4 protein-coding genes and 1 pseudogene are annotated in these 4,002 nt (G+C 74.3%); all 5 read right to left on the bottom strand.

Annotated elements, in window-relative coordinates; genetic code table 11:
• Positions 1-212: hypothetical protein (locus HGA02_RS12480; protein ID WP_210728510.1), on the bottom strand; the 212-nt coding region annotated here is incomplete at its 3' end.
• 43 nt (positions 213-255) lie between these two features.
• Positions 256-1,407, bottom strand: a complete 1,152-nt coding sequence (locus HGA02_RS12485) for a BMP family ABC transporter substrate-binding protein (protein ID WP_168679285.1) — start codon at positions 1,405-1,407, stop codon at positions 256-258.
• A 71-nt stretch (positions 1,408-1,478) separates the two neighbouring features.
• The gene (locus HGA02_RS12490; RefSeq protein WP_168679286.1) at positions 1,479-2,390 is read right to left on the bottom strand and encodes an ABC transporter permease subunit; all 912 of its coding nucleotides are present in this window, start codon (positions 2,388-2,390) and stop codon (positions 1,479-1,481) included.
• Positions 2,387-3,529: an ABC transporter permease gene (locus HGA02_RS12495; protein ID WP_168679287.1), complete on the bottom strand. Its 1,143-nt coding sequence runs from the start codon at positions 3,527-3,529 to the stop codon at positions 2,387-2,389. Before HGA02_RS12495 ends, HGA02_RS12490 begins: the two co-directional genes overlap by 4 nt.
• Positions 3,526-4,002: pseudogene (locus tag HGA02_RS12500) on the bottom strand (heme ABC transporter ATP-binding protein); the annotation flags it as partial. The gene HGA02_RS12495 and the pseudogene HGA02_RS12500, both read right to left, overlap by 4 nt.

Here is a 4,002-nt window from a genome sequence, read left to right on the forward strand (position 1 = left end):
ACCGCGGCGACCACCGACGGTGCTGCCGTGCGCACCAGCAGGACCGCCCCGCCCGCCGACCGCACGGCGTCCGCGAGCGCCCGCACCCGCGCGTCGACAGGGTCGGGCAGCCCGTCGTCCGACGGCACCACGACCAGCAGCGCCGTCGCCGACCCGCTCAGGTCGCCGTCGTACGGCCACGGGTAGGGCGTCGTGCCGCTCACGTGGTGCATCGCTCCCCCAGGGTGTCCGGCCGGGTCGGTGGACGGCGGACGGTCAGGAGACGGTGCCCGTGACGCCCTGGACGAAGTAGTCCATCTGCTCGACGGTCTCCACGGGCGGCGTCTCGCCCTCGGGCACCTCGACGGTGCCGTCCTGCGCGACGACCGGGCCGGTGAACGGGCTGCCGCCGGCCTCGAGCTCCGCGGCGGCGGCCTCGATGAGCGCCCGGGTCTCGGCGGTCACGCTGGGGCCGAACACCGACTGCACGAACGGGTTGGCGCCGCTCGCCATGTTCGCGCGGTAGTTGCCGTTGAACTCGCTGCCGACGAAGTCCCCGTCGATCGCCGTCTGCGCGATCTCCGTGTACAGCGGCCCCCAGTCCCACTCGGACCCGGTGAGCCAGCCCTCGGGTGCGAGGCTCGACGCGTCCGCGTGGTACCCGACGGTGAACGCCCCGGCGTCCTCGGTGGCCTCGATGATCGTCTTCGTGCAGTCCTGGTGCTGCGTCATGACGTCGACGCCCGACGCGAGCAGCGACGCGACACGGTCGGCTTGCGTGGCGGGGTCGCACCAGCTCGTGGTCGACACCGCGGTCACCTGGACGTCGGGCCGCACCGACTGCGCGCCGAGCGTGAAGGCGTTGATGTTGGCCAGCGTCTGCGGGATCGGGATCGCGTAGACGTACCCGAGCTTGCCGGTGGTCGTCGCGGCGCCGGCGGCGATGCCCGCCAGGTACACCGGCTCGTACACGCTGCCGAAGTAGGTGCCCATGTTCGCGGGGGCGGGGTCGAGCAGGCCGCCCTGGTGGACGACGACCACGTCAGGGTGCGCGGCCGCGACCTGCTTGGCCGCGTCGAGGTGGCCGTAGCTCGTCGCGAAGATGATCGTCGCGCCCTGCGCGACCATGCTCTCCATCGTCGTCGCCGCGGTGTCGTCCTCGGGGATGTTGTAGGCGTCGAGCACCTCGACGTCGGGGAACGCCTCGCGCAGCGCCTCGACGCCCTGGAACACGGCCTGGTTGTAGCCGAAGTCGTCCTGCGGGCCGACGGCGATGACGCCGATCTTCGTCGCGCCCTCGCCGGGTGAGGCGTCGGTCGCGGCGGCGGTCGCGCCGCCGGACGTCGTGGACGCGGCGGGCGAGCACGCGGCGAGGACCGCGAGGGCGCCCGCGAGGAGCGCGGCACGGACGGTGCGAGAGGTGCGCATGAGGGGTCCTTCCTCGTCCGGCGGGGGCCGGTGTCGCGGTGGGGCGGTGGGGGTGGGCGGTGCGGTGGCGATCAGGCCGCGCGGCTGTGGTCGAAGACCTTGAGCAGCTCGTCGGGCGCGGCCTGGAGCGTGCGCCGGCCGAGCACCGCGAGGACGACGAGCGTCAGGACGAACGGCACGAGGTTGAGCGCGAACTGGTTGACCGCGACGCCCGCGGTCTGCAGCACCGACGCGAGCGACAGCGCGGCGCCGAACAGGTAGGCGCCCGCGAGGATCCGCAGCGGGCTCCACATCGCGAAGATGACGAGCGCGACGGCGATGAACCCGCGGCCGGCGACCATGTTCTCGAACCAGCTGTTCGTGTAGGCGATGGACAGGTGGGCGCCCGCGACGCCCGCGAGCGCGCCGCCCGCGACCGTCGCGCCGTACCGCACGGCGGTCACGCTGTACCCGTGCACCTCGAGCGCCTCGGTCCGCTCCCCCGCGGACCGCACGAGCAGCCCGACGCGCGTGCGGAACAGCACCCACCACACGAGCGGTGCGGCGACGTACGCGACGTAGACGAGCGGGTCGTGGTCGAACAGCACGGGCCCGACGCCGGGGATCTCGGACAGCACGGGCACGGGGACCGTGTCGAAGGCGTTGATCTGCCGGCTCACGTACTCGCGCCCGAACAGCGCCGTGACGCCGAGCGCGAGGAAGTACAGCGTCAGCCCGCTCGCGAACTGGTTGGCACGACGGCTCACGACGAGCACCGCGTGCAGCAGGCTCAGCAGCGCGCCCGCGGCCGCGCCGCCCAGCACGCCGACCCACGGGCTGCCCGTCCCGGCCGTGACGGCGTACCCGCCGAGCGCGCCCAGCAGCATCGCCCCCTCGGTGCCGAGGTTGACGACGCCCGCCCGCTCGGACACGGTCTCGCCGAGCCCGGCGTACAGGAGCGAGGTCCCGCCGCGGACCGCGCCCGCGAGGATGTCGACGATCACGCGCGCCCCTTCCGTGCGCCCGTCCAGCCGAGCACGGCGACGAGCACGAGACCCATGAGGATGTTGACGCTCGCGGCCGGGAGGCCGGAGCCGATCTGGAGGCTGTTGCCCGCGACGGCGATCGCCGCGAGCACGAACGACGTGAGCAGGAGTGGGAGCGGCTTGTGCCGCGCGAGCCAGGACGCGAGGAACGCCACGTAGCCGATCGTCAGGCCGAACGTCGGGCGCAGCTTGTACTCCATGCCCGCGAGCTGCAGGAACCCGGCCAGCCCGGCGAGAGCGCCGCCGACGAGCAGCGCCGTCAGGAGCAGCCGCACGACCGGCAGCCCCGCCCGGCGCGCCGCCTCCGCGTTGCCGCCGACGACGGACAGCCGGAAGCCCCACGACGTCCGGCTCAGGCCGAACCACACGGCCCCGGCCGCGACGACCGCGAGCAGCACCCCGACGTGGACGGCCGTCCCCGTGAACACCGGGAGCTTGACGGAGTCGACGAGCTCGACGCTCGTCGACTGCCCGAGCGCCGCCGGGTCCTTCCACGGCCCGAGGATGAGGAACAGCATCGAGTAGAGCGCGACGTAGTTGAGCAGCAGCGTCGTCACGGCTTCGTTGACCTTGACGACGAGCCGCAGCGCGGCGGCGATCCCCGCCCACGCGGCCCCCGCGAGCGCCGCCGCGACGACCATCCCGCCGATCACGCCGCCGACCGACGCGAACGGTGTCAGCCAGGACGCGGCCCCTGCCGCCGCGATCCCGCCGACGATCAGCTGCCCCTCGCCGCCGACGTTCACGAGCCCCGCCCGTGCCGGGACGACGACCGCCAGACCCGCGAGCGCGATCGGCGCGGCGCGCAGCACGATCTGCTGGAACTGACCCGGCTGCGTGAGCGTCGACGACCAGATGTCCGCGTACACCGCGAGCGGGTCCGCGCCGTTCGCCAGCACGAACGCCCCGAACACGACCAGCCCGGCGAGGAGCGCGCCGGCCCAGCGGAGCGCGGTCGGGACCCAGGCCGGCACTCCCGTCCGCCGCGCGGAGCGGCCGTCGACGGTGGGTGTCGTGGGCCCGGTGAGGGCGGGTGTCGCCGTGGTCACCGCGGGCGGCTCCGCCGGGCCCGCGTCACGCGTGACGTCGTGGCTCATGCGGCACCTCCGAGCATCAGACGGCCGATCGACATGCGGTCCGCGCCGGCCGCGTCGACGACACCCACGACGTGCCCGTCGTGCATGACGGCGATCCGGTCCGCGAGCGCGAGCAGCTCGTCGAGGTCCTCCGACACGACGAGCACCGCCGCGCCGCGGGCCCGGTGCTCCAGCAGCAGCTCCTGGGTCCGCCGGGTGTTCGCGACGTCGAGCCCGCGGCTGGGGTACGCCGCGACGACGACCGACGCGTCCTGGCCGAGCTCGCGCGTGAGCAGGACGCGCTGGATGTTGCCGCCCGACAGCGCGGCGAGCTGCCGTCCGCGCGGCGCGATGCGCAGGCCGACCCGCTCGTCGAGCGTCGTGGTGCGCGCGTCGACCGCCGCCCAGTCGACGCCCAGCCCGCGACGCGGCACGGGACGACCGTCGAGCGCCATGTGCTCCAGCACGGTCAGCCCCGGCACCACGGAGTCGGC

It is taken from the genome of Cellulomonas septica, from assembly GCF_012396155.1.
GTDB classification, from domain to species: Bacteria; Actinomycetota; Actinomycetes; order Actinomycetales; family Cellulomonadaceae; genus Cellulomonas; species Cellulomonas septica.

Bases quoted from the DNA above. Each gene is read 5' to 3' on its own strand.
- HGA02_RS12485 (WP_168679285.1), bottom strand. From the start codon at position 1,407: ATGCGCACCTCTCGCACCGTCCGTGCCGCGCTCCTCGCGGGCGCCCTC.
- HGA02_RS12495 (WP_168679287.1), bottom strand. From the start codon at position 3,529: ATGAGCCACGACGTCACGCGTGACGCGGGCCCGGCGGAGCCGCCCGCG.